Genomic DNA, 24,583 nt, shown 5'->3' with positions numbered 1-24,583 from the left:
GGCCCGTTCGGGCTGCGCTGCAATAAGCGGTTGAGGTGGAATCGACGGTCCGTTACCTAGCCATCGAAGGCACCGTGATGGATATTCAGGCGCCCGAGGCGGTACAGCAGCGTGCGGCGGGGCAATCCGAGCTCTCGGGCTGCGCGGGTCTGGTTGCCGTCGTTTTTGCGCAGACAATCGAGCAACAGACTGCGTTCGACCTGCCCCAACCGTTCACGCAGGTTCAGGCTGTTGGCTTTCGGCGTGGTGTCCATGCGCAGGGAGAAATGCTCAGCCAGCAACTCGCCGCCTTCGCATAACAGCACCGCACGCTCGACCAGACCTTTGAGCTCCCGTACGTTGCCGGGGAAGGCATAAGCGGACAGATGGTCCAGCGCTGCGTCGGACCAGCGCACCATATCCCGCTGCAAGAACGAGCAGGCCTTGTCGGCAAAGTGCCGGGCCAGATCGAGGATGTCGCCTTCACGCTGTCGCAGGGCTGGCAGCTCAATCGGGAATTGCGCGAGGCGGTAATACAAGTCCTCACGAAACTTGCCTTCGCGCACCAGCACCGACAAATCCCGATGAGTCGCGGCGATGATGCGCACGTCGATTTTGTGGGTGTCGTTGGAACCCAGCGGACGGATTTCGCCTTCCTGCAAAACACGCAGTAACTTGGCTTGAAGGGACAACGGCATGTCGCCGATTTCATCCAGCAGCAAGGTGCCGCCGCTGGCTGCGTCGAACAGACCGGCGCGGTCACGGTCGGCGCCGGTGAACGCGCCTTTGCGGTAGCCGAACAGCTCGCTTTCCAGCAGGTTCTCGGGGAACGCCGCGCAGTTCTGCACAATGAATGCCTGGGAGCGCCGCGGGCCGCAGTCGTGAATCGCTCGCGCGACTACTTCCTTGCCGGTGCCGGTCTCGCCACGCAACAGCACCGTGTAAGGGCTGTTCAGCACCTTGCTGATCAACAAACAGGTCTGGCGCATGGCCAAGCTCTTGCCGAGCAGACCAAACCCATTGGCGCTCGGAACGCTGGTCGGTGCCGGTCGTGCGTCGCCAGATGGCCGACGTAGCCGTTGCTGCAGACGCCATTGATCAAGCACGAACGAACCCAGTTGACCAAGGGAATCGGCAAAGCCTTGCAGGTCGATATGCCGGCAACTGGCACACACCAGCAACCCTTCGACAGTCTTCTGCTGATTGACCAGCGGCACGCACAGCAGCGACTGCCAAGGCGTGGCCTGGGCCGGCAGGAAGCTGGTTTCATGCAGGCTCCCGCTCAACTCGCTGAGGCATACCACGCGGTTTTGGCGCAGGGCGAATTGCAGCAGTTGCTCACCGTCGTAATCCGCCGGCAGGCTCGCCGATTCCCGAGGTTGCACAATACCGTTCAAGCACTCGGCGTTCATTCCCAGGCTCGTGTGAGTGGCGTCCAGCAGGTATAGCTGCGTCAGCTCACACCCGCTGAGCTCAGCCAACCCGCGCACGAATTCCCCCAGCAACGCTGCACCGTCCGCCACCCGCGACAGGCTGGCGAATTGCGCCAGCAAGGCTTCGGCATACACCAGTGGTTGTGGCACCTGAGTGAACATCACACCCACCTCAAGCGAACTCGCAGATGACGCAGGCATTGCCGTCGAGCGTTGCATTAACACGCTTGAGGCTTTCGCCGGTGACCATCGCATCGAGCAAACGATCGGCTAACAGTGGCAGCACGTGCAGATCCAGCAAATGGTCGATCAGGCGTGCGCCGCTGTCGCTTTGGGTGCAGCATTCGGCCAGGTGATCGACGAGGTCCTGCGAGTAAGTGAAATCCAGCTGACGACGGTTCAGCCGTTCGCCCAAGCGGCCGAGTTTGATTTCGATCAGCTCACGCAGCACCGGTCCGCCCACCGGGTAGTAAGGCACCACGCGCATGCGCGCCAGCAGCGCCGGTTTGAAGTGCTTGCTGAGGACCGGGCGGATGGTTTCTTCGAGCACTTGCGCGGTGGGCCGCGCGCCGTTTTCGCAGAGCTCGCTGATGCGCTCGCTGCCCAGGTTCGAGGTCATGAGGATCAGCGTATTGCGAAAGTTGATTTCGCGCCCTTCCCCGTCGTTAGCCACGCCTTTGTCGAAAATTTGGTAGAACAGATTGAGCACGTCCGGGTCGGCTTTCTCGACCTCATCGAGCAACACCACCGAGTACGGCTTCTGTCGCACGGCCTCGGTGAGCATGCCCCCTTCGCCATAACCGATGTAACCTGGTGGCGCACCGATCAGGCGCGAGACGGTGTGCTTTTCCTGGAACTCGGACATGTTGATGGTGGTGATGAAACGATCGCCGCCGTACAGCAAGTCTGCGAGGGCCAGTGCGGTTTCAGTCTTGCCGACGCCGCTCGGGCCCACCAGCAGGAACACGCCTACCGGTGCATCCGGCTTGTTCAGGCCGGCAGCGGTGGCGCGCATCGAGCGATCCAGTGCGTGAACGGCTTGCTCCTGACCGCGAATGCGTGACCGCAGATCGGTGGCAAAACTCGCAACCTTGGCGTTGTGTTCGCGGGCCAACTGCGCCAACGGTACGCCGGTCCAGGCGCTGATCACCTCGGCCACCAGACGCGGGCAGACTTCGAAACTCACCAGCCGTTCCTTGACCTGGGCATCGGTCAGGGCGCGGTGGGTTTCGTTCAACGCGGCTTTAAGGGATTCGACGCTTGGGGTTTCATCGACGGCAGTGGTTTCGCGGGCCTTGGCCAGTTGCTGACGCAGGTCCAGCAGGTGCTCGGCCAGTTCTTTCTGTTCGGTCCAGCGGGTTTCCAGTGCGCCCCTTTCGTCCTCGGCGGCGACCAGTCGATCTTCCAAAGCATCCAGCGCTTCATGATCGATCAGCAAGCCTGCTTCAGCATCGCGGCGCAGGGCCTGATGCTGACGGCCACCTTCGGCCAACTCGCTTCGCAGATGCTCCAGACTTTCCGGGGCGGCGGCGAGGCTGATGCGCACGCGAGCACACGCGGTGTCGAGCACATCGACGGCTTTGTCCGGCAGCTGACGACCCGCGAGGTAACGGGCGGACAGCTCGGCCGCCGCTACCACGGCGTCATCGCGCAAGTAGATGCCGTGGCTCTTTTCATACACCGGAGCCAGGCCACGAAGGATGGTCACCGCTTCGCTGACGGTCGGTTCGTGCAGTTGCACCGGTTGAAAACGACGGGCCAGCGCCGGGTCTTTTTCGAAATACTTCTTGTACTCCGCCCAAGTAGTCGCGGCGATAGTGCGCAACTCGCCGCGGGCCAGGGCCGGCTTGAGCAGATTGGCTGCATCGGACCCGCCGGCATTGCCGCCCGCGCCAATCAGCGTGTGGGCTTCGTCGATAAAGATGATGATCGGTTTTGGTGAGGCTTTGACTTCGTCGATCACGCCTTTGAGGCGGCGTTCGAATTCACCTTTGACGCTGGCACCGGCCTGTAGCAGGCCCATGTCCAGTGACAGCAGTTCAACACCTTTGAGCACTTGCGGCACTTCCCCAGCGGCAATGCGCGAGGCCAGGCCTTCGACGATGGCGGTTTTGCCGACGCCGGCTTCACCGACCACGATCGGGTTGTTTTTGCGGCGACGGGCGAGGATGTCGATCATCTGCCGGATCGCGCCATCGCGGCACAACACCGGGTCGATTTGGCCGTCTCGGGCCTGTTGCGTCAGGTTGTGGGTGAAGCGCTCCAGCAGTGATTCACCCGGCACGGCTGATTGGCCGGTGGTCGTTTGTTCTTTCTGTGATAAGGCAAATTCTTTCAGGCGCTCGATGTTCAACCTGGCCAGCAACGACTGGTAGCGGCTGCCGGCATAGCGCATCGGGTTGCGCAGCAGCGCGAGGATCAATGCCGCTTGCTCGACCTGGCTTTCACCCAATTCAAGGGTGGCCACCAGCAACGCATCTTGCAGCCACTGCACCAGTTCCGGGGCGAACACCGGATTGCGCGAAGCACTGTACTCACCCCGCGATTGCAACGCGCCGCTGAGTTCACCGGCATCCACTTCAGCGTCTTGCAGCGCGCGTGCAAGCAGGCCTTGCGGGCGCTCCAGCAGGCCCAGCAGAAGGTCTTCGACGAGGATTTTGCTACCGCCACGGGCGACGCAGCGTTCGGCAGAGCTTTCCAGGTCACGACGGGTTTCGGCGTCCAGCGACTGGATCAGTTGTTGTAGGTCTACGTTGATCATTGGCTTCACGTCCTTAATGAGTTTTGCTGCCCAGTGTCACCACGCCGTCCGCTTTTTCGCGGCCGAGCCAACTGGTCCATCCCAGGCGACAGGCGTTCTGCTCGCCGATGCGCAGTTCGCGAATTTCTTCCTGGCGCAGGACCAGGCGAATGTCGTAATCGAGCGGATCGCGCAGGGTGAACCGCACCAGCGCGCACAGCGGCTGGTAGCCGAAACCGATCGGCAGGAATTCGTGAAAGCGCGGCCAGTCGAGTTCGCGGATGTGAATGCGGAATTTTCCACCGCGATCGCGTACGTGTTCGCCCAGCACCAGGTCTTCTCCGAGCAGGCTGTTGGCGCGCCCTAAACGATTGCGCTGCTCGCCGAGAATTTCGACGCGGCGCTCAATGCACTGCTCGATAGTCAGCTCGGCATGCTTGAAGTAATAACGCAGCACCGCTTCGATCAGCGCCGCCGAGTGCGCCCGCAAGCTGAGCAGGCCCAGGTATGGCAACAGGCGTTTCCAGTTCAGCTCCCGGGCCCTGCGGATCTCTTCGCCACCGAGGCCGATCAATGCAAACAACTGCGCAGAAAACGGGTCGAGGGCGCCACTCTGGAAGCGCGCGCGATAGCGGTACTTTTGCCAGATCGGCAGCATCAATCGTTGCAAGCGATGGTGGAACAGGTCGAGAAAGTTGCGAGTCGGGTTGCCGTCTTCGCTGTCGCCCAATGCCTGTTCACCGTAGAACGCCGGCAGCGGCGAACCGGAACCCACCAGGCCAATCAGGTTGAACCTCAGGCGCGCGCGCAGTTGCCCGTGTTCTTCGAAAAACTCCACGCGATCGACATCGCTGCCGGGGAAACCCAGGCTCGGATTGGCCTGGAATTCCAGTTGGTCGTACAGGTCGTCTTCACTCAGTTGCGGGTGCGCCTCACGCAACCGGTCAACCACCAGCAGCACGGCCTGAAACAGCGAGTATTCGCGTATCACTCGGGTCAGCCCGCTTAAAGCAGGGGTTGCAGCCCCATACGTGGTGTCCATTGGTACACCTCTCCTTGTGTACTTTTTACCCGCAACTCGTGGTACGAATTGAGGCTGGCGTAAAGCGCGAAAAACTCGTTGAGAACCGAAGCGAACACGAACACATCGCCTTCGCCGATATACCCTTGCGGGTCGATGGTCAGCTCGGTGCGCAACCCGCGTACCGGCAACCCTCGGTGCAGTCGGTCGACGTGCTGATGTTTGATCGACTTGAGCCCTCCCAGCAGACGATTGCTGACTTTGGCCGCGTGCTGGTCGTAGTAACGCGGCAGGTCGTAGGTTTCGAGAATCACCTTCAACGCGTTGACGTCGTTCAGGGACAGGTAGTTGAGCGACATATTGCTGATCAGCTTCCACAGGAAGTCACGGTTCAGCGGCGGTGCGAAACTCGATGTGGCCGGGGTGATGTTGCGGAAACTCAAAAACTCCGGCGTCTTGTCGCAGGACCGGCAGATGTCGCCGAGCTTGAGTTTTCGCGGCAAATTCTGGTTGGTGCACATCAACTCGATCGACAGGGTTTCGTGGGCTACGGTGTGGCGGATGCCGAAGCTCAGGTGGGTGTCCAGACCGTCATGCAGCGAAGATGGACGCTGGCGAATGCTGTAGTGGGGACGGCTGGTGGGGACGTCGAAACTCGGGTCGTGCTCGAAGGATTCGAACGGCACGTATTCCTGGTAACCGAAGCCTCCGGGTTTCCAGCCAGTGACGGTTTCCACCGAGAACACGCCGCAGTTTTCCAGATCGTATTTGGCCGGCAGCAGCAGGTATTCGTCCTGCTTGCCGTCGAGACGGATCGGCAGCGCATCGTGCTTGAACAGGTTGACGATCGGCGTGCAGTAGAGCTTCACGTTGTCCAGGGTCGGCCGCAGGCGCTGGATGCCACTCTTGCGAATATCGAAGCGTAGTTCCAGGCCACGCATCTGCTTGAGGGTGTCTTCCGGCAAGGCTTTGAGCAGGTCCAGCCCATTGATGTCGACGAACAGGAATTTGTCCTGGAAGGCGAAATACTCCTGCAGGTAGCGATAGCCGCGGAACGTGTTCAGCGGGTATGGGATCAACGCTTCTTCTTCGGCAAACCCCACCGGCTGCACGCGGTTGCCGGGTATCTTGAACGCCATCGGCGTGTCGTTGACGCCATTGATGGGCTCACCGGCACCGTCCAGCGGGATCAGCTCGATGCCTTCCAGATTGCGCAACAGGCTCAGGTAAAGCATCTGGCTGATATAACGCTCGCCGGCGAAATGCAGGCGAAGCCGACTCAGCTCCACTTCACCAAGATGACCGTCAGCACTCATCTGCAGCCGCAGGCTTAGTAGCGAGCCGTCGCCTTTCACCGAGTATGTAAGCGCGGCCAGAGCCAGTGGCAAAAGCTCAGTCGGATAACAAGTGCGGAAACGGCAGTGCACGTTGTCTATCGGCACACTCTCAACCGGTGTGTCACGCTCGACCACCAGCGCCGGACCGGAGCGCGTCAACGGATCGAACTGCAAAATGCTGAACGCCGGCAGCGGCCGCATGTAGTTGGGCCACAGCAGGTGCATCAGCGAATGGCTGAGCTCCGGCAATTCGTCGTCGAGCTTCTGGCGCAGGCGACCGGTCAGGAATGCAAAGCCTTCCAGTAACCGCTCCACGTCCGGATCACGCCCGGCCTGCCCCAGGAACGGCGCCAACGCCGGGCTACGCTCGGCGAATCGACGACCCAACTGGCGAAGTGCGGTGAGTTCGCTTTGGTAGTAGTGGTTAAAGGACACGCGCAATACCTGCTTGTCGTTAGCGGACGTTGACTTGACCGCTGCCATCCAGGCGCGCGGCAAAACTGACCTGACGCTTGAAACCCTCGACTTCCAGCAAGCCTTCGATACTGAAGGACAGGCGAAGCTGATCGTGTTCACGCGGCAGGGAAATGACACGCACATTGCTCAGGCGTGGCTCGTAGGCTTCGATGAAATGTTCGATGGCCAAACGGGCCTGACTCAGAGCGTCATGCAGGCTCAGACGCATGTCATTGAGATCGGGCAGCCCGTAATCGGGCAACGTTTGCACGCTGCCCGCACGGGTACTGAGCATCTTCGCCAGATGGGCAGCAACCGACGCCATGGCGGAGACCTCGCGGCTCCAGCCGACGCGTTTGTCTGCGTCGCCACCCAGGCGTTCGAATAGGCTGCCGTATCCAGTCATGAGTGGGCTCCGCTTACTCTTTGTCCAGCTTGCCAACCAGCGACAGGGTGAAATCGGCACCCATGTACTTGAAGTGTGGGCGCACGTTCAGGCTGACGCGATACCAGCCGGGCTCGCCTTCGACATCGCTGACGATGACTTGCGCAGCACGTAGCGGGCGACGGCCACGGACTTCGGCGCTCGGGTTTTCCTGGTCGGCCACGTATTGGCGGATCCACTTGTTCAGTTCCAGTTCGAGGTCGGTCCGTTCTTTCCACGAACCGAGTTGCTCGCGCTGCAGCACTTTCAAGTAGTGAGCCAGGCGGTTGACGATCATCATGTACGGCAGTTGTGTACCGAGCTTGTAGTTCAGTTCGGCTGTCTTGCCTTCAGCGCTGATGCCGAAGAACTTCGGCTTCTGCACCGAACTGGCGGAGAAGAACGCCGCGTTGTCGCTACCCTTGCGCATGGTCAGGGAGATGAAGCCCTCCTCGGCCAGCTCGTATTCACGACGGTCGGACACCAACACTTCGGTCGGGATCTTGGTTTCGATTTCGCCCATGCTTTCGAAGTGGTGCAACGGCAGGTCTTCAACGGCGCCACCGCTCTGCGGGCCGATGATGTTCGGGCACCAGCGAAATTTGGCGAAACTGTCGGTCAGCCGGGTGCCGAACGCGTAAGCGGTGTTGCCCCACAGATAGTGCTCGTGGCTGTTGGCGACAGTTTCCTTGTACACGAACGATTTGACCGGGTTTTCTTCAGGGTCGTACGGGTTACGCAGCAGGAAACGCGGCACGGTCAGGCCAACATAACGGGCGTCTTCCGACTCGCGAAAGCTCTGCCATTTGGTGAAGTGCGGGCCGTCGAAGTGATCTTTCAGATCCTTCAGGTCTGGCAGCCCGGTGAAGCTTTCCAGACCGAAGAACTTTGGACCGGCAGCGGCAATGAACGGCGCATGGGCCATGCAGGCAACGCTGGACACGTACTGCATCAGCTTCACGTCCGGCGAGCTTGGGGACATGAAGTAGTTGGCGATAATCGCGCCCACCGGCTGGCCACCGAACTGGCCGTATTCAGCGGTGTAGACGTGCTTGTACAGGCCCGCCTGCATCACTTCCGGCGAATCTTCGAAGTCGTCCAGCAGGTCTTCTTTGGAGACGTTAAGGATTTCGATCTTGATGTTTTCGCGGAAGTTGGTGCGCTCGACCAGCAGCTGCAAGCCACGCCACGAGGACTCAAGGGACTGGAAGTGCGGGTGATGGAGGATTTCGTCCATCTGATGGCTGAGCTTGGCATCGATCTCGGCGATCATGCGGTCGACCATGGCTTTCTTGACCGGCTCACCATCGTTCTGCGGCTTGAGCAGCTCTTCGATGAACGCCGACACGCCGCGTTTGGCGATGTCGTAGGCTTCGTCGTCCGGAGTCAGGCGGGTTTCGGCGATGATGCTGTCGAGAATGCTGTATTCGCCGGTCTCGTTATTCTTTTGCTGCGCTGCGCTGGTGCTCATAGTGTTGGCTTCCTTGGCTGATGGAGACTCAAGCGTTCTGCGCTGCGGCGTTCAGGCCCAGCTCACCCAGTACGCGACCGCGGGATTCGTCGTCGGCGAGAACGCCCTCGATGGCTTTGCGGAACGCAGGCGCGTTACCCAGCGGGCCTTTGAGGGCGACCAGCGCGTCGCGCAGTTCCATCAGTTTTTTCAGTTCAGGCACTTGCTCGACCAGGCTGGCCGGATTGAAGTCCTTCATCGACTTGATGCGCAGTTGCATACCCAGCTCTTCAGCGCTGCCCTCATCCTGAAGACGGTTCGGCACGCTCAGCGTCAGTTGCAGCTCTTGCTTGGCCAGCACCTCGTCGAACGTCATTTTGTCGATGCTGATCGGCTTGCGATCTTCGACTTTGCGTTCGTCCTTGCGGTGGGTGTAGTCACCGATTGCCAGTAGTTTAAGCGGCAGTTCAATCTCTTCCTGGGCACCGCCGGTGGCAGGTTTGAACGTGACGTTGATGCGTTCCTTGGGGGCTACCGAGCCTTCTTTGGCCATGGCTAATTTCCTTGCGGTTGAGGCCCGTGGGCCTATTCGAGTACCACTTCGAGATCGAGATGGCACAGCCTGCGATATATCTCTTCCTTGCGTTCACGGACGGCATGGTTCTGCGGTAACAACTCGCAGCAGCTATGCAGCAAATGCAGCACCTCCAGCGCAAGGTCGGGCTCCCAGGCGTTCAGGCCTGAGTCCTGTAATGTTTGGTCGAGGGTTTCGAGTTGGGTCTTGGCCAGTTCGTATTTCTTGGCCATGAAACACAGCCGCGCGAGGGCGAACTGCCAGAAGAACCGAACGCGCCCGCCTTGGGCGCTTTGCAGGTCCTGCTTGAGGATTTGTACGGCAGCCTTGAGACCGTCCTTGCGCAGGATCGGCAACACGGCTTCCAGGGCCAGTTCCCAGGCCGGTTGGGTGCCGACAACTTCGGCCTTGCGTGGCGCACTGGCACTTTGCAAATGCGGCATGACGTGGGCGCTGATCCAGACGCGGGTGGCTGGATCGGCGAATGGGGCACCGTCATGGAAACGCAATTCGATGATGCCGGGCAGGCGCTGAATCAATAGCGAGAAGTGAATTTCCACTTCGCGCATGGCCATTTCAGCGTTCAGGCCCTGAAGGCATTCCCAGACCATTCGCTGGCCATCAAACCAGAACGGCGCCTTCGCCAGGCTCATCTCCAGTTCCACCAGCAAGTCGGCGTACTTCGCTTGGTCGTAACGGTCCTGAAAGGACTTGAGTTTGTCGGCCGGCAAGCCGCGCAGCGCAGTGATCTGTTCGGCGTTGCGCTCGGGCACGGCGTCGATGGACAACCAAAGCAGCGTGCGATTCAGGCGCAGCGCACGCAGGTCGGTCGCTTTCTGCTTGAGCCACCAGGCGCACAACGGGCGTGCGTTTTCCTGTTGGGCGCGCAAGGCCTTGTAGGCTTCTTTCTCGTTGTCGATCGGTGCGCCGGGGGTGAACAACTGCGTAGCGGCCTGCTTGACCTGAGCCACAGCCGCGCTCACTACACCAGGCTCCGGCTGGTTGTCGGCGGCGCGCTGGACCAGGTTTTTCAAGCGGCGGGAGATCGGCAGTAGCAAAGGCGCATCGTCACCCAGGTGCTGGGTGCAAGCCGCATCGAGGCCTTCCAGATGCTCCACCAGACGGCGGAACAGGGGCAGTTGTTCCTTGATCGCGATGTTTTCGTTCAGGACCTGCTCAAGACGCGGCACCAACCAACTGATGGCCGCGGAGCGCGTGCGGCCCTTACTCGGGTAAATATCGGTCCAGTGGTGTTCACACAAATGGTGCAGCAAACCGAGACCCGCCAGCAGCCCCTGGAAGGATTCACGCTGGTACAGAGCCCACGTCAGCCAGGCACCCACCCGCAAATCCTTGGATTGGCTACGCAGCAGTTTTTCGCTGTTATCGCGGATTTTCAGCCAGTCGATCTGACCGCTTTCGTGCATGGATTGGGCTTTGCCCAACTCACTTTCCAACGCCTCATAGTCGATCGAAAAACGAACGTCCTCGCCCGCGAAACTCTCTTGGGACACAGAGACTTTCGCGAGTTCGAGATAATGAGCGGAAAGTTTGTTTGAGTAAGTCATCCATGGCCTTTATTAAGAATTAGGGTCAATCGCCAATTAGAGTTTCAATGAGGCAATCACCCTGTAGCCGAAGCCGGCACAGAGAATGACAAAAATAGAAAAGGAAAAATGTAGGACGCTTCTGAAAATGCATAGAAATGAAAGCTGTTAATTAAAGAGCCATCGGATTAATGGCACTTTGAAGTAGGAATAGTTACCGCCATGCAATTCCGTCTCTTATGCAACATCCTGCAATACGGGAAGTTTCTGACCAATGTAGGAGAGCTTTCCTACATTAATCATTTCAATGCCTTGTTAGCGTGTTTCAGCAATTAATGCAGGTTCAAGCCCAAAAGGGGTTTGCGCCTCAAGTTTTGTTTTCACTTCCAGCTCAAGGACGAGGTAATAAAAAGGCAAAAGGATAAGCGCATGTTCGCAATGGCTAATTCAGCTCATTTCACGCTCGTGATCCCAACGGTTCGCAACGATTTCAAAGTACTGGCCTTCGAAGGCACCGAAGCCATCAGCACCCTGTATGCCATCCGCGTCGATCTGGTCAGCGAGTACCCTGATTTCGATCTGGAAAGCTTGCTTGGTCAACCGGCTTTTCTTCAATTCGGCCCTAATAACGAAGGCATTCATGGCCACATCGAAAACGTGCTCGTGAGTGAATCCGGAATACGCCTGACCCGCTATCACCTGACCCTGGTGCCTGCGCTGTACTACTTGCAACTCAGTCACGATCAGCGAATTTTCCAGAATCTGACGGTGCCGCAAATCATCACTCAGGTTCTCCAAGGGCATGGCATCCAGACTGATGTGTTTACCTTCCATGTCAGCACCAGCGCCGAACGCGAGTTCTGCACTCAATATGGGGAAAATGACTTCGAGTTCGTCCAGCGCCTGTGCGCCGAAGACGGTATTGCATGGCATCACCAGCATTCGCCAGAAGGTCATTTGCTGGTGTTCACCGACGACCAGGTATTTTTCCCGACGCTGGATGCAACCCCCTATCGGCAAGACGCTGGCATGGTCGCCGAGCATCCGGTCGTCAACCAGTTCGCCATGGGCTTCAGCACTCGCACTAGCACGGTCACACGTCGTAACTACGACCTGAAACGCCCGAGCCTATTGCTGGAGCAGCGCTTCACGGCCGAGTTCACCCCCGTGCTGGAAGACTATCGCTATCCGCTTTTGATGAAGACTGAAGAACATGCCAAACAGCTCGTGCGCCAGGCTCTGGAGCGACACCGTAGCGACTATCAGTTGGTCGAGGGTGAAAGTGATCAGCCGACGCTGCGCAGCGGTCACTTGTTCGACCTGACCGACCATCCGCGCAAAGCCTGCAACGATATGTGGTTACTGCTCAGCCTCCATCACACAGGGAAACAACCGCAATCCCTGGAAGAGGCATTCATCACCGACGACAAATCTGCCGACGGATTCACCCAGGGCTATCGCAACACCTTCACTGCGATTCCTTCGTACGTGCTCTACCGCCCACCGCTGCCTCCCCGCAGACCTGTACTGGTTTGCCAGACCGCTCGCGTCACAGGGCCACCCGGCGAGGAAATATTTTGCGATGAGCACGGCCGGGTTCGTGTCGAGCTGCCTTGGGATCGAGCCGGGCTCAACAGCGAAAAAAGCAGTTGCTGGCTGCGGGTTTCATCGAGTTGGGCAGGTGCGGGGTTTGGTGCGGTGACCATCCCCCGCGTCGGGATGGAAGTAATCGTGACGTTTCAGGAGGGCGATCCGGACCAACCGGTCATCACCGGTTGCGTGGTCAACAAGGTCACATCCGTCGCTCATAAACTGCCCGAGAACAAGACCAAAACGGTGCTGCGCAGCCAAAGCTCCCCGCGCAATGGCGGCTACAACGAACTGTCGATTGAAGACCGCGCCGGGCAGGAAAAAATCTACCTGCGTGCCCAACGCGACATGGAGCAACTGATCCTCAACGACAGCCACAGCCTGATCAGCAACGATCGCTTCGAGCAGGTAAACAACAACAGCACCAGCCTGATCAAGGGTGAGGAGTTGCACACCACCCAAGGTGTGCGAAGCACGGTGATTGGCGGTAATGAGCTGATCACTATTAGCGGCGATAGCAGCACGACGTCCGTGGGTTCGCTCATTATCCAAGCCGGTCAACAGGCGCATGTCACCGCCACCAACGTGGTGATTGACGCGGGCATGAGCCTGACGCTAACGGCGGGTGGTCACCACATCGTCATCAACGCCGGCGGGATTTTCAGCAGCGTGGCCATCGTCGAGGGCGGTACGCCACTGACGGGTATTCGGCCGCTACAGGCATCACAGGCTGTGGCCAGCTACCCCAATCCCGTCATCGCCAGCCCACTGTCTATCGTGTCCGCCGCTCGGCAGCAGGCGGCGGACTACTGCCCGCTTTGCGAGGCGTGTTTCGCTGGCGAATGCAGCATTGGAGAAGTGGCATGAACACACTTGATCAATGGCTGCTCGAGCAATCCCGGTCCGGTCGGGACCTCTACCTGATGCTCGACACTGACGGCCATCTCGACGAGCGCACGGCGCTGGTCATCGAACTGGGAGCCCATCAGTACCGCAGCCTGTATGTGGGCACGGTGGCTAATTCACTGGCGCAAACAGGTCCTTTTCTTTTTCAGATGGGAACCGTCAAACATCCGGTCATCGAGGCACTGCTCGACACGCCCGAGCGTCATTGGGGCTGGTTGGCAAGTGCCAGCAACATTGACCTGGATGTTTTGGTCTCTCACTGGCGCGACCGGCTAATCGTCGGTGAGCGCCCGAATCAAGCGGTGTATCGCTTCCACGATAATCGGGTACTGGGGCGCGCCCTGACCTTTCTGCAACCTGAGCAGCGCGCCGATTTTCTTGGACCGATTGCCAGCGTCTGTTACTGGCAGGCTGATCAATGGACGGTCACTGATAACCCTGACCCTGGCGAACATCCGCTGCCGCTCGACCCCGCCTGGTTGAAAACCCCGACGCCGGAAACTGTCTATTCAAACGTGCAGTTCGAAAACACGCGCCGTTACCTGATCCGTGAGCACACTGACGCCTTGGCTCGCCTGGCCACACAGCTGAATGTGGATGATTGGTTGTGGGGCTTGATTCAAACGGCCCGTTTATGGGGCTGGCAGCAACCTGAGCAGGTGCATTTTTTGTTGACGCAGAGCCTGCAAACGCCGGGTTACCTCCCACCCAAGGCTTGGCTCCCTAAGCCGGAAGAAGACTCGGCGGAACATTTTGAGCGGGTGTATGAGCAAGTGCTGTATTGGCAGGGAAATGCTCCTGTATGAAACGTGCCATTCAAAGACTGGCCCTCGGCACTTGTCTTTCGCTGATCGTGGGTTGTGCGGCTGTTGGCAAGCCAGACACCTTTACCTTCATTCCCGATTTTCCACCTGACTTCACGTACGAACTTAAGGCCGTATACCTTCCTGCCAAAGGGCAAACATGCACCCTCGCGGGAGGGAGAAACGCTCAGCTCGGTTTCAACAAAATCGGGATGAAATACGAAACGACTTCTGAGATAGAGCTGTACAGGACGGTTGAAAACTGCCCGGTGGCGTTGAACCTTTTAGAGGTCAAAATCGTTGGGGTCATCGGCAGAGATAGCAAGCGCAGTTACACCACCTACGAATTTATCTCAATCGCAGTGCGCCATGAGTTGCTTGAGAAATACAAAGGCGACTTCAACTCTGAAGGCGAAGGCAGTTTTTCCGGACAGTGCCAATGGTTGTTCCGCACAGTTGGCCCCAAGCGCTACATCACAAAAATCCTCGACTGCAAAAAAACCGATACGCAAGGCAATGTCATCAGAGGTCGTCCTTTTACGGCTTACACGCTGGATCAGCTACCGGGGAAAACCGTGAGGCTGAAAATCACGTTGGCCGAGGTGGAACGACCAGCAATCGGCGATACCTGGATCAAAGTGCCCGGTGGATGGAAGCGCTGCATGGGAGACAACTTTGAAGACCAATATGCGTTTTGCTACGGCAATCACAAGGATTTCAGCACCTTCAAGATGCTGGATGAACGGATCTGCACCATCTACCCGGGCTGCACGGAAAACAAGGAGGAAACCCATGAGCATTGAAACTTTAGCCGCGAGTGATACGCCATTTATGGGTGGCAATATTCACGCCTGCCCGTTACGCGGTCATTCGACGAGTTTTCAGTTAGTAGACGAGTTGGGGAACGGCAAACCTTATGCTGGCTTGCCCTACGAGGTTACTGATTACGAAGACACCGTTTACAAAGGAAAACTCGATGCAGCCGGTTTCGGAAAGGTAGACAACCACTTCTGTGGCCCGGTATTGCTCAAGCTGAGTCAGCCATATAGCGGTCGTGAAAAAACATACTCGTTTTTATGTGAAAGACCGAACTACCCACTCCCCATCACCGAACTACAAGTACGCGCCGAAAAAACCCGCTTCTTCAACAAAACCGGTATACGCACCCAAGAGAACCCAGCAAAAGACCTCGCTGATCCCGGCGCCTACTACCAGATTGAAGTGAGTGAGCTGGTAAAGCACGCAGCGCATTTGCCGCCCTTGGCCTTTCGCAGTGACCCACCCAACATGGTGGTGCACACGCTGATGCGCCAACCTGCCAAAACCAGAACGTTCACGATTCAAAATCCAGGTGCCCCGGATGGCGGGATGAGCGCTGTCGTCAGCCCGATGGACACGGCCATGGTCGAGCTGGGATTTGCACCGCCACTGCCCAAGCCAAAGGGCATCGCCCTGCTGCCGAACAAACATCATGTGCTGGAAGTGCGTCCGATGAGGGCACTGCGCCCAATGCTGTCGACCGGCAACGAATTTTGCGCACTCAACCTCTATCAATTGGCGCTGATGTCGACGTTGAGTTACACCGACTTTGGTCAAGACCCGAACACCCAGCCCGTAGAAACGAACAGCGTTGCATTTCCGTTGCAGCCCAGCAGCGGCAACTGGTTCGGTCATGCCCTGCCGCAATTTGATGAGCTGTGGCAAGTCGATGCCACACAGACCGCAAAGCACTATCCGCTGTATGAGGAGGTGCCTTACTCCAAACGATTGGAAGTGGTGCCGTTCGACCCGCAGTTGTACCCAGAGGTCAATGCCCCTGAGTTGGGTGATCAGCAGGAAAATCCGACCAAGCTGCACTTCCTTGATGATCGCAACCAAGCAAACAATACCGACACGCAGGCCTTCATCATTCATCACGACGGGCTGATATTGGTGAGCGTCAGGGGAACCAGTGAGATAGGTCCCGACGCTTGGCTTGATGCGGATGCCCACCAAGTACCCTTCGAGGAAGGGGATGGCAAAGTGCACAACGGCTTTTATCGGGCTGCCAAGGTAGCGTACGCGTTTGTTGTGAAATACCTGGATAAGTTCTTTAGCGGACAAAAAGTGGTGGTTACCGGGCACAGTCTGGGCGGGGCGGTGGCGTTAATCCTGTCTGAGATGTTGCGACGCGACAAACGATTTACCCCAGATATCTTGCTTTACACCTACGGCGCCCCCCGCGCCGCCGATTCTACCTTCCTCGAAGGCGCCAAGCCGCTCATCCACCACCGAATCGTCAACCACAACGACCCGGTGCCGAGCGTTCCCTCCACCTGGATGAATACGCCGTCCAATCGCTTGCCGTCGTATGCCACTCATGGGGTGGTGCTTGCCCTGCAGCCGGCCGGTGGTTTGGCTTTCTTCATCGGCGGGATCATCAACTTCATGGGTGACCCTTATGGCCATCACGGCCAATTACGTCACTTCATGCCGGTGGACTTCGACGATGGACGCCGATCCTCTATTCTCTGGGAACCGGGTTGCAGCACGATCAACGACCATGGCTGCGCCGAGGAGCTGCGACAGATCAATGGCTTGCCCAAGCGTGATTCATTCCTGCGGCAGCTGATAGATAACGGCCATCACTCGATGGTCAGCAGTTACATTCCTGCCTGCTGGGCGAGCCTGCGTCGTTGGCAGGAGGCGCAGGAACTCAAGCGTTCACTGGTCACCCTAAATGAATACGAATGGATCAGCGGCGCGTTGAAAAGCATCGATGAACAACTTCGCGACCTCAATCGGCGCATTGAAGGAAACCCCACCGGTCATCGCAATCACCAGCAAAATATCCAAGAGACGGAAACTCTAAAAAAAGAAAGGGAAAAGATAGCGCAGACCCAGGCTCGCCTGTTCGCGTTGCACCGTCAGACGGTCACCGAGGCTGAAGTTTATGGCAGCTACGCTGACCAGCCCGAGTGGGTGCAAGACAGTCTGCTTCGTTGGAGAGCTCACCCAGAAAATACCGCCAAGGAACAACTGGCGATGATTCCGCCAGACCCCGAAGACCATGAGGCGGCAATTGCGGCGATAACGGGAGGGTTTGCGCCGGGCGCCCCGTACCATTTGGATATTGACTCGATTGTGTAGCGCGGATACGCCAACAGGAGAGTTCAGTGCCAGCGCATTAAACACGGCTCGATATTACTTGTTTAAAAGCCTTGCAAGTTACTTCCTGCAAGCTACAACACCTTGCGCCGTTGCCTACGGCTACGCCAGAATCCGCCGGCTTGTGCGTCTCGTAGCTGCTCGGTAACTTGGTTCCTGTCACTGCCTATCAGTGATCGGGTTTAGTCGCCTGCCGGTAATTGAAGTTGCACAAGCGTCATTCAAACAGGTAGTTCCTACCTGTTTTTGATGGCGGCTGTGCGTAGGGCACCTTCGGGTGCGCCGGCTTCTTCAATTCCCCGGTCCGACTAACCTGCGTACAGCTGCCACCCCTTCGTTTAGTCGGCGAAGTGTTGTCAGCATCACCCAAGGAATTGAAGACTATGTGCAAAGTAACGCCAAACCCGCCGGACACCGATCCGGTCTCCCCCTATGAAAGCCCCGATTCAAACAAACTAAACGAAGCCGCCGAACGCGCCCTCGACCATCACTTCCCGCCAACCGAAAAGAAACCACCGAAACGCAACGGCCAACTCTTCAGCGTCTGCCGGGACATCAACACTGAAGCCCTCCTCGCCAACGCCTCGGAAGACCTGTTGTCCATCAGTGCCATCGCCGCTAACCTCGCTGACGATGTGGACGGCTCACGCCGCTCCGTAGCTTTGGCACTCAGCCGCATGGCCGACGGGGTGCATTTGTTGGTGGAGCGAGCACTGGATGATCTGGATGAACCGGAAATGGCCGCGATTCTCACCAAACAACAAAGCCCAGCCTGCTAACTCACCAAGCGGTAAATAACCCCGATGGGAGTGTTCTGGCCATCGGGGTTTTCGCGTCACGGTGCCCAGCACACAGCTGGGAGCACAAAAACCAGCGCATCTATCAACATTGATGTCGACTGACACGCCGCTTTCGCCGGCAAGCCGGCTCCTACAAGGACCGGTGTTGCGGCCAAAAAAATGGGCACCCAACCTCGTTGGCGTGCCCATTTTTTATTCCGCTCACCCGCTATGCAGGCAGTCGGTGCGTGTTACGGGTTGACGCTGTCTTTCAACGATTTGCCTGGCTTGAAGGCAACGGTGTTGCTGGCCTTGATTTTCACTGGCTCACCGGTTTGCGGGTTTTTGCCGGTGCGGGCCCCGCGGTGGCGTTGCAGGAAGGTGCCGAAGCCTACCAGCGTAACGCTGTCCTTGCGGTGCAGAGCGCCGGTGATTTCTTCGAGAACGGCGTTGAGAACGCGGTTGGCCTGCTCTTTGGTGAGATCTGCTTTTTCCGCGATGGCGGCGGCGAGTTCTGGTTTACGCATTAGTGAAGCCCCTTTGACGGTTTTTTGTTGTTATGTCCGTGCTGTTCTCGTTGGAACAGCGCCCAAAGCGCCGCAGGTGCTCTACTCTGCGGCAGACGGGAGTGAGAATGGCATGCACAAGAGAGCCGCGCCAGTCTCGGCGCGACCTTTGTAGGGGCAAAAGCGGGGTGATTCCGACAGAACGACCGGTATTTACGCCAGCAGTGCCGGAAGCTCTTTGTTCAGGGCCAGTTTTTCCATCACGGCCGCGCCTGTCAGGGCATAACCGAGCAGTTTTCCGTTGGCATCGCGGCATAAAACCTTGATGTCGGCGCCCTGCCCTTCGACCGTCCAGACGCCCTCCGTGCCCCGTGGCGGCGGCGAAACCACCAAGGGGCAAACCGGGGTTTTCACGGTGATGGGCATCGGGCCGTAGTTCACCGCCACCGGGTTGCCGGCGAGGGTTTGTGCCAGCGCTCTCGCACAGCTCATCAGGGGCATCACGTACAACAGATTCAGCCCATCGACCTCGGCGCAATCGCCCAATGCGTAGATATTGGCGTGGGAGGTTTTCAGGTGGCGGTCGACCACCACACCGCGATTGACCTGCAGACCGGCCGCCGCCGCCAGGTCGATGCGCGGACGCAGGCCGATGGCCGACACCCCCACATCGCACAGGATGACCTGGCCGTCGGACAGGTGCGCTTCCAGCCCTTCAGCGACACGTTGCAAGCGATTGAGCACCGGACCGAGGTGGAAACGCGCGCCCAGGCTTTCCAGCCCGGCCTGGACCGCAGCGGCTGCCGCCGGGTGCAGCAAGGTCGGCATGACCTGTTCGCACGGTGCAACCAGTTGCACCTCGTAGCCGCCGAGGATCAGGTCGTTGGCGAATTCGCAGCCGATTAGGCCGGCGCCCAGCAGCAACACCCGACGCTTGCCGGCCGCCGCTGCGCGAAAGCGTGCGTAGTCTTCCAGATCGTTGATCGGGAACACCGCATCCGCCGCATCACCTTCGATAGGCACCCGCACGGTTTCTGCGCCCCAGGCGAGGATCAGGTCGCGGTAAATCACCGCTTCCTCACCGATCCACAGGCGCTTGTGACCCGGATCGATGCCGCTGATACGGGTATGGGTGCGCACTTCGGCCTTCAGTTGCTCGGCCATGGTGCCGGGTTCGGCCATGCTCAGGCCGTCGGCGTCTTTGTTTTTGCCAAAACCGGTGGACAGCATCGGCTTGGAGTAGGAGCGACCGTCATCGGCAGTAATCAGCAGCAGCGGGGTTTCAGCATCGAGCTTGCGAAACTCGCGGGCCAGGTTATAGCCAGCCAGCCCAGTACCAACGATCACGACAGGTGCGTTCATTCCTTACTCCTCTAAATGTCTTAGTTGATTTCAATCATTTCGAAATCCATCTTGCCCACGCCGCAGTCCGGGCATAGCCAGTCTTCCGGTACGTCCTGCCACAGGGTGCCAGGCGCAATGCCGTCGTCCGGCCAGCCGTCGGCTTCGTTATAGATCAGGCCGCAGACCACACATTGCCACTTTTTCATTCAGGTACATCCTCAGGTTTCAGGCTTTTACTGGCGCGAACGGTCGATGGATAAAGCGTTGCCGTCCGGCTCAGGGCGTTTTGTACTGATGGGGCCGGGCAGATGCAAGCCTGTTCGACGCAACGGGCGGCCATATCACTCAAAATTATTAGCTGACATGGTAAGCTCGCCGCCTCATTTGCTGCCAATAATGACTCACTGTGCCGCACTCAACTCTCCCCCGCACGGCCCCGCACTGGCTCTCCCGAAGCCTGCTCGCTCCCCTCCCCGACGCGTCTACCCTCGACTGGTTGTTCGACGAAGGCTCGCTGACGCGACGGCTGATCCGTTTGTCGAATGACGGTTTCAGCGTCACGCCGCTGTTCGAAGGCTGGCAGCCGTTGCGCGCCGATGAATGTGCCGCGCTGGACCTTGCCGAGGGCAGCGAAGGCTGGGTGCGCGAGGTGTATCTGCGCGGTCATGGCGAGGCGTGGGTGTTTGCCCGCAGCGTCGCCGCGCGTAGCGCCTTGCAGGGTGACGGTTTGCACATGGACGAATTGGGCAGCCGCTCGCTGGGCGAGTTGCTGTTTTGCGATCAGGCGTTTCAGCGCCGCGCCATCGAGGTTTGTCACTATCCTCAGGAATGGCTGCCGACGGAATCACGAGCACCCGAGCTGTGGGGCCGCCGTTCGCGCTTCGACCGCGGTGCCTTGAGCGTGCTGGGGGCTGAAGTTTTCTTGCCGACCTTGTGGCTCGCCACCCGTGCCCATCCGGAGAACTGCTGATGTACCAGAGCCTGCTCAAGTCCCTGAATCGCTTGAATCCTCGGGCCTGGGATTTCATTCAGCTGACCCGCATGGACAAGCCGATCGGCATCTATCTGTTGCTGTGGCCGACGCTGTGGGCGCTGTGGATTGCCGGTAAAGGTTCGCCGTCCCTGGCCAACGTCGTGATTTTCGTCCTCGGCGTGGTCCTGACCCGCGCCGGCGGCTGCGTGATCAATGATTGGGCGGACCGCAAGGTCGACGGTTACGTAAAACGCACCGAGCAGCGGCCCTTGGTGAGCGGCAAGATCAGCTCCAAGGAAGCATTGGTGTTCTTCGCGCTGCTGATGGGCGTGAGTTTCCTGCTGGTGCTGTGTACCAATGCGAAGACGGTCTGGCTGTCGTTCGGTGGCTTGGCGCTGGCTTTCAGTTACCCGTTCATGAAGCGCTACACCTATTACCCGCAAGTGGTGCTGGGCGCGGCGTTTTCCTGGGGCATGCCGATGGCGTTCACCGCCGAAACCGGTGAATTGCCGGCGGCGGCGTGGTTACTGTGGATCGCTAACCTGCTGTGGACAGTGGGCTACGACACGTATTACGCGATGACTGATCGCGACGACGATTTGAAGATCGGCGTGAAATCCACGGCGATTCTGTTTGGCGACGCGGACCGGGTGATCATCCTGACCCTGCAAGGGATGGCGCTGGGTTGCCTGTTGCTGGCCGGGTCGAAATTCGAGCTCGGCGGCTGGTTCCACCTCGGCTTGTTGACGGCGGCGGGCTGTTTTGTGTGGGAGTTCTGGTACACCCGCGGCAAGGACCGGATGCGCTGCTTCAAGGCGTTTTTGCACAATCACTGGGCCGGGTTGGCGATTTTCCTGGGGATTGTTTTTGATTATGGAATGCGTTGAGACGGCTGGCGCCTTCGCGGGCAAGCCTCGCTCCTACAAGGAAGGAGCGAGGTTTACGGTTAAGGAAATCGCTTACATTTTCGGCCCGGAGTTGGTGATGACGTGCCACACGTCTTTCATCTTGTCGCCTTCCTTGTCGCCTGGCTTCTTGTCCTTGACGAAGTAATACAGCGGCTTGCCGTCGTAGGCCCATTGCATCGTGCCATCGTCACGTTTGACGACTGTCCATTTACCCTCGGCCTTGGCGCCCGCCTCCGCCTTGAACGGCGGCCAGTGCTCTGCACACTCACCGGTGCACACCGACTTGCCGCCAGTGTCCTTGTCGAAGGTGTACAGGGTCATGCCTTTATGGTCGGCCATCACGCCGTCTTTCATCATGACCGGCTCGGCAGCGAAGGCCATTGTTGGCAACGCCAGGGCAGCAGCCAACAGCAGAGCTTTGAAGGAATGCGGGTATTGCTTCATGGAAACCTTCCTTTTGCGGTTGTCAGGATTCGGACTTAGAGCTTAGTTCAGGATCATGACAATCGCCGGGCGACTAAAATACTGTCACACGACTGCAATAATTCCGTTATCTAATGCGGCGCAAGACAGTTAAATGACAAGAGGATTAAAGGCATGGTTGGCAGGAGCATTCTGATCGTCGACGACGAAGCGCCCATTCGCGAAATGATCGCCGTTGCGTTGGAAATGGCCGGCTATGACTGCCTGGAGGCGGAGAACTCCCAGCAGGCCCACGCCATCATCGTCGACCGCAAGCCCGACCTGATCCTGCTCGACTGGATGCTGCCCGGCACCTCCGGCATCGAATTGGCCCGCCGCCTCAAGCGCGATGAGCTGACCGGGGACATCCCGATCATCATGCTCACTGCAAAAGGTGAAGAGGACAACAAGATCCAGGGCCTGGAAGTCGGCGCCGACGACTACATCACCAAACCTTTTTCCCCGCGCGAGCTGGTGGCGCGCCTCAAGGCCGTACTGCGCCGTGCCGGCCCTTCCGATGGCGAAGCGCCAATCGAAGTCGGCGGCCTGCTGCTGGACCCGATCAGCCACCGCGTGACCATCGACGGCAAACCCGCCGAGATGGGCCCGACCGAATACCGCCTGCTGCAATTTTTCATGACCCACCAGGAACGCGCCTACACCCGTGGCCAGTTGCTGGACCAGGTCTGGGGTGGCAACGTCTATGTCGAAGAGCGTACCGTCGACGTGCACATCCGTCGCCTGCGCAAAGCCCTCGGCGACGCCTACGAAAATCTGGTACAAACCGTGCGCGGCACCGGCTATCGCTTTTCTACCAAAGCCTGACCCGGACTATTCCCGCCCGAGAAGCTGACAAGGACGCGTGTTCAAGTGAACCAAAACTGGCATGGCACCCTGATTCGCCACATGCTGTTGCTGGTGACCGGCTGCTTCGTGATCGGCCTGATCACCGGCTATTACGGCTGGAGCCTGGCTGCCGGCCTGGGCCTTTACCTGGCTTGGACCCTCAAGCAACTGCTGCGCATGCACGAATGGCTGCGCCTGCATAAACCTGATGAAGCACCGCCCGATGGCTATGGCCTGTGGGGCGAAGTGTTCGACAGCATCTACCACCTGCAACGCCGCGATCAACGCGTACGCGGGCGCCTGCAAGCGGTGATCGACCGGGTCCAGGAATCCACCGCCGCGCTCAAAGACGCTGTGATCATGCTCGACAGCGACGGCAACCTCGAATGGTGGAACCGCGCCGCCGAAACCCTGCTCGGCCTGAAGACGCCGCAAGACAGCGGCCAGCCGGTGACCAACCTGGTGCGCCATCCGCGCTTCAAGGAATACTTCGAGCAGGACAGCTACGCCGAGCCGCTGGAAATCCCTTCGCCGATCAACGATCGCCTGCGCATTCAGCTGTACATCACCCGCTACGGCAACAACGAACATTTGATGCTGGTGCGCGACGTCACGCGTATCCATCAGCTGGAACAGATGCGCAAAGACTTCATCGCCAACGTGTCCCATGAACTGCGTACGCCGCTGACAGTGATCTGTGGTTACCTGGAAACCCTGCTCGACAACGTCGAGGAAGTGAACCCGCGCTGGACCCGTGCCCTGCAGCAAATGCAGCAGCAAGGCGGGCGCATGCAGACCTTGCTCAATGACTTGCTGCTATTGGCCAAACTGGAAGCCACCGACTACCCGTCGGACAACCAGCCGGTGGCCATCGACGGCTTGCTGCAATCGATCAAGAGCGACGCGCAGCAGTTGTCGGCCCAGCGCAATCAGAAGATCACCCTGGAAGCCGATCCGACGATTCTGCTCAAGGGCAGCGAAGCCGAATTGCGCAGCGCGTTCTCCAACCTGGTGTTCAACGCGGTGAAATACACCCCGGCCGAAGGCAACATCCGCATTCGCTGGTGGGGCGATGAGCAAGGCGCACACCTGAGCGTGCAGGATTCCGGGATCGGCATCGACAGCAAACACTTGCCGCGCCTGACCGAACGCTTCTACCGCGTCGACTCCAGCCGCAATTCCAACACCGGCGGCACCGGCCTGGGGCTGGCGATCGTCAAACACGTGCTGCTGCGTCATAGAGCACGGATGGAAATCAGCAGTGTGCCGGGCCACGGCAGCACGTTTACCTGCCATTTTGCGCCGGCCCAGGTCACCAAATCCCGGGTTATCAGCGCTGCCGACTGATACCGGCCAGC

21 protein-coding genes are annotated in these 24,583 nt (G+C 58.8%); 9 read left to right on the top strand and 12 right to left on the bottom strand.

The features are described 5' to 3' along the window. Nucleotides 1-56 precede the first annotated feature (56 nt). Genes AEQ67_RS10795 through tssA form a run of 8 tightly spaced genes read right to left on the bottom strand, consistent with a single transcriptional unit; the run spans nucleotide 57 to nucleotide 10,982 of the window. Nucleotides 57-1,574 carry a sigma 54-interacting transcriptional regulator gene (locus tag AEQ67_RS10795; RefSeq protein WP_059403855.1) on the bottom strand — a complete coding sequence of 506 codons (1,518 nt, stop codon included), beginning with the start codon at nucleotides 1,572-1,574 and terminating at the stop codon, nucleotides 57-59. Nucleotides 1,575-1,584: 10 nt separating this feature from the next. After that, nucleotides 1,585-4,173 carry a type VI secretion system ATPase TssH gene (gene tssH, locus AEQ67_RS10790; protein ID WP_059403854.1) on the bottom strand — a complete coding sequence of 863 codons (2,589 nt, stop codon included), beginning with the start codon at nucleotides 4,171-4,173 and terminating at the stop codon, nucleotides 1,585-1,587. 13 nt (nucleotides 4,174-4,186) lie between these two features. Continuing rightward, nucleotides 4,187-5,194 carry a type VI secretion system baseplate subunit TssG gene (tssG, locus tag AEQ67_RS10785; RefSeq protein WP_059403853.1) on the bottom strand — a complete coding sequence of 336 codons (1,008 nt, stop codon included), beginning with the start codon at nucleotides 5,192-5,194 and terminating at the stop codon, nucleotides 4,187-4,189. After that, the gene (gene tssF, locus AEQ67_RS10780) at nucleotides 5,158-6,945 is read right to left on the bottom strand and encodes a type VI secretion system baseplate subunit TssF (protein WP_059403852.1); all 1,788 of its coding nucleotides are present in this window, start codon (nucleotides 6,943-6,945) and stop codon (nucleotides 5,158-5,160) included. Before tssF ends, tssG begins: the two co-directional genes overlap by 37 nt. Nucleotides 6,946-6,964: 19 nt before the next feature. After that, nucleotides 6,965-7,372, bottom strand: a complete 408-nt coding sequence (gene tssE / locus AEQ67_RS10775) for a type VI secretion system baseplate subunit TssE (RefSeq protein ID WP_059403851.1) — start codon at nucleotides 7,370-7,372, stop codon at nucleotides 6,965-6,967. Nucleotides 7,373-7,385: 13 nt separating this feature from the next. After that, nucleotides 7,386-8,861: a type VI secretion system contractile sheath large subunit gene (tssC, locus tag AEQ67_RS10770; protein ID WP_059403850.1), complete on the bottom strand. Its 1,476-nt coding sequence runs from the start codon at nucleotides 8,859-8,861 to the stop codon at nucleotides 7,386-7,388. A gap of 28 nt (nucleotides 8,862-8,889) precedes the next feature. Beyond that, on the bottom strand, nucleotides 8,890-9,393 hold the full coding sequence (gene tssB / locus AEQ67_RS10765; RefSeq protein ID WP_059403849.1) for a type VI secretion system contractile sheath small subunit: 504 nt from the start codon (nucleotides 9,391-9,393) through the stop codon (nucleotides 8,890-8,892). Nucleotides 9,394-9,425: 32 nt separating this feature from the next. Beyond that, nucleotides 9,426-10,982 (bottom strand): type VI secretion system protein TssA, encoded by a 1,557-nt coding sequence (gene tssA, locus AEQ67_RS10760; RefSeq protein WP_059403848.1) that lies wholly within the window; start codon nucleotides 10,980-10,982, stop codon nucleotides 9,426-9,428. A gap of 408 nt (nucleotides 10,983-11,390) precedes the next feature. On the opposite strand from tssA, the gene tssI reads away from it, so the two are divergent. The 5 genes from tssI (at nucleotide 11,391) to AEQ67_RS10735 (ending at nucleotide 18,186) form a co-directional block, all read left to right on the top strand. Further along, nucleotides 11,391-13,418 carry a type VI secretion system tip protein TssI/VgrG gene (tssI, locus tag AEQ67_RS10755; protein WP_059403847.1) on the top strand — a complete coding sequence of 676 codons (2,028 nt, stop codon included), beginning with the start codon at nucleotides 11,391-11,393 and terminating at the stop codon, nucleotides 13,416-13,418. Next, nucleotides 13,415-14,263, top strand: a complete 849-nt coding sequence (locus tag AEQ67_RS10750; RefSeq protein WP_059403846.1) for a DUF4123 domain-containing protein — start codon at nucleotides 13,415-13,417, stop codon at nucleotides 14,261-14,263. The genes tssI and AEQ67_RS10750 overlap by 4 nt, the downstream gene beginning before the upstream one ends. Then, the gene (locus tag AEQ67_RS10745) at nucleotides 14,260-15,063 is read left to right on the top strand and encodes a hypothetical protein (RefSeq protein ID WP_059403845.1); all 804 of its coding nucleotides are present in this window, start codon (nucleotides 14,260-14,262) and stop codon (nucleotides 15,061-15,063) included. Before AEQ67_RS10750 ends, AEQ67_RS10745 begins: the two co-directional genes overlap by 4 nt. Continuing rightward, the gene (locus tag AEQ67_RS10740) at nucleotides 15,053-17,389 is read left to right on the top strand and encodes a lipase family protein (RefSeq protein WP_059403844.1); all 2,337 of its coding nucleotides are present in this window, start codon (nucleotides 15,053-15,055) and stop codon (nucleotides 17,387-17,389) included. The genes AEQ67_RS10745 and AEQ67_RS10740 overlap by 11 nt, the downstream gene beginning before the upstream one ends. Before the next feature lie 401 nt (nucleotides 17,390-17,790). Further along, nucleotides 17,791-18,186, top strand: a complete 396-nt coding sequence (locus AEQ67_RS10735; protein ID WP_059403843.1) for a DUF6124 family protein — start codon at nucleotides 17,791-17,793, stop codon at nucleotides 18,184-18,186. Nucleotides 18,187-18,437: 251 nt separating this feature from the next. On the opposite strand, the gene AEQ67_RS10730 is transcribed toward AEQ67_RS10735, so the two are convergent. The 3 genes from AEQ67_RS10730 to AEQ67_RS10720 form a co-directional block, all read right to left on the bottom strand. Then, the gene (locus AEQ67_RS10730; protein ID WP_003213368.1) at nucleotides 18,438-18,713 is read right to left on the bottom strand and encodes an HU family DNA-binding protein; all 276 of its coding nucleotides are present in this window, start codon (nucleotides 18,711-18,713) and stop codon (nucleotides 18,438-18,440) included. A gap of 192 nt (nucleotides 18,714-18,905) precedes the next feature. Continuing rightward, nucleotides 18,906-20,054 carry an NAD(P)/FAD-dependent oxidoreductase gene (locus AEQ67_RS10725; RefSeq protein ID WP_059403842.1) on the bottom strand — a complete coding sequence of 383 codons (1,149 nt, stop codon included), beginning with the start codon at nucleotides 20,052-20,054 and terminating at the stop codon, nucleotides 18,906-18,908. 20 nt (nucleotides 20,055-20,074) lie between these two features. Beyond that, a complete protein-coding gene (locus AEQ67_RS10720; RefSeq protein ID WP_007954349.1) occupies nucleotides 20,075-20,242 on the bottom strand; it encodes a rubredoxin in 168 nt (55 codons plus the stop codon). 200 nt (nucleotides 20,243-20,442) lie between these two features. On the opposite strand from AEQ67_RS10720, the gene AEQ67_RS10715 reads away from it, so the two are divergent. Next, a complete protein-coding gene (locus tag AEQ67_RS10715) occupies nucleotides 20,443-21,006 on the top strand; it encodes a chorismate--pyruvate lyase family protein (RefSeq protein ID WP_059403841.1) in 564 nt (187 codons plus the stop codon). Beyond that, nucleotides 21,006-21,896 (top strand): 4-hydroxybenzoate octaprenyltransferase, encoded by an 891-nt coding sequence (ubiA, locus tag AEQ67_RS10710; RefSeq protein WP_059403840.1) that lies wholly within the window; start codon nucleotides 21,006-21,008, stop codon nucleotides 21,894-21,896. The genes AEQ67_RS10715 and ubiA overlap by 1 nt, the downstream gene beginning before the upstream one ends. A gap of 72 nt (nucleotides 21,897-21,968) precedes the next feature. On the opposite strand, the gene AEQ67_RS10705 is transcribed toward ubiA, so the two are convergent. Then, the gene (locus AEQ67_RS10705) at nucleotides 21,969-22,361 is read right to left on the bottom strand and encodes a COG4315 family predicted lipoprotein (protein ID WP_059403839.1); all 393 of its coding nucleotides are present in this window, start codon (nucleotides 22,359-22,361) and stop codon (nucleotides 21,969-21,971) included. A 153-nt stretch (nucleotides 22,362-22,514) separates the two neighbouring features. On the opposite strand from AEQ67_RS10705, the gene phoB reads away from it, so the two are divergent. Both phoB and phoR read left to right on the top strand, forming a co-directional pair. Next, entirely contained in the window at nucleotides 22,515-23,204 is a 690-nt protein-coding gene (gene phoB, locus AEQ67_RS10700; protein WP_059403838.1) for a phosphate regulon transcriptional regulator PhoB, read from the top strand. A 45-nt stretch (nucleotides 23,205-23,249) separates the two neighbouring features. Continuing rightward, nucleotides 23,250-24,572, top strand: coding sequence for a phosphate regulon sensor histidine kinase PhoR (gene phoR, locus AEQ67_RS10695; RefSeq protein ID WP_059403837.1), 1,323 nt, complete (start codon nucleotides 23,250-23,252; stop codon nucleotides 24,570-24,572). Nucleotides 24,573-24,583 lie beyond the last annotated feature (11 nt).

The organism is Pseudomonas sp. RIT-PI-q, assembly GCF_001297125.1.
In the GTDB taxonomy this organism is placed as follows: Bacteria; Pseudomonadota; Gammaproteobacteria; order Pseudomonadales; family Pseudomonadaceae; genus Aquipseudomonas.
The sequence above is the reverse complement of the archived record's forward strand: the minus strand, read 5'-3'. Positions and strand labels throughout refer to the sequence as shown.